At 67.9% G+C, this 755-nt stretch carries 1 protein-coding gene; it reads right to left on the bottom strand.

The window, feature by feature from the left end; all coding sequences use genetic code 11:
* Positions 1-427 precede the first annotated feature (427 nt).
* On the bottom strand, positions 428-755 hold a 328-nt coding region (locus NBW84_RS10625; protein ID WP_250284089.1), incomplete at its 5' end, for a type III pantothenate kinase.

Raw genomic sequence — 755 nt, 5'->3', positions numbered from 1 at the left:
AGATATGTCTGGCCGAGGTTCAGCGCCTTGGCGAGGCGCCGCAGGTCGTGGCTGCGCAGTTCCTGCGGCAGGGACTCGGTGCCCTCGTGCGCTCGTACCCCGTTTGCCGAGGTAGGCAGCCTTCAGGCCGCATTCGACGCTGTAAAACCGCAGCAGCCGCCCGCCCGGACCGGCGCTCTGGCCGACCGTGTCACGCAACGACGCGTAGGAACGCACAAGGTCCCGCACGGACACGTCCACCGCCATGTCGTAAGTCTACGGTCGGCTGGTCACGCACCCGCGTCCGCTGCCTTCCCGGCGCATCGATGTCAATGCGACCACGAAGTGCGGGAGTTGCACATGGGTATGTGATAGCGGCCGGTGACGTGGGTGAGTTGCCGGTGGCCCTCGCGGAGGCGCCGGGAGCGGACGGGGCTGGCGGGAGTTCTTATGTGTTCTTCTCGAAGATGAGGCGGAGGCCGATGAGGGTCAGGTGGGGCTCGTGGTGCTGGAGGGTTTCGCTCTCGCGGATGACGAGGGAGGCCAGCCCGCCGGTGGCGATGACCACGGGGTCGGCGTCCAGTTCGTTGGTGATGCGGCGTACCAGGCCGTCCACCTGGCCCGCCACCCCGTAGATCATGCCGGACTGGAGGCATTCGACCGTGTTTTTCCCGATCACCGAGCGGGGTGGGATGAGTTCGACGTTGCGCAGCTGCGCCGCCCGCGACGCGAGCGCGTCCAGGGCTATCTCGATGCCCGGGGCGAACGCGCCGCCG

The sequence above is a fragment of the Protofrankia sp. CiP1_Cm_nod2 genome (assembly GCF_920664355.1).
Classification (GTDB): domain Bacteria; phylum Actinomycetota; class Actinomycetes; order Frankiales; family Frankiaceae; genus Protofrankia.
This window is presented reverse-complemented; position numbering and strand designations above follow the sequence as displayed.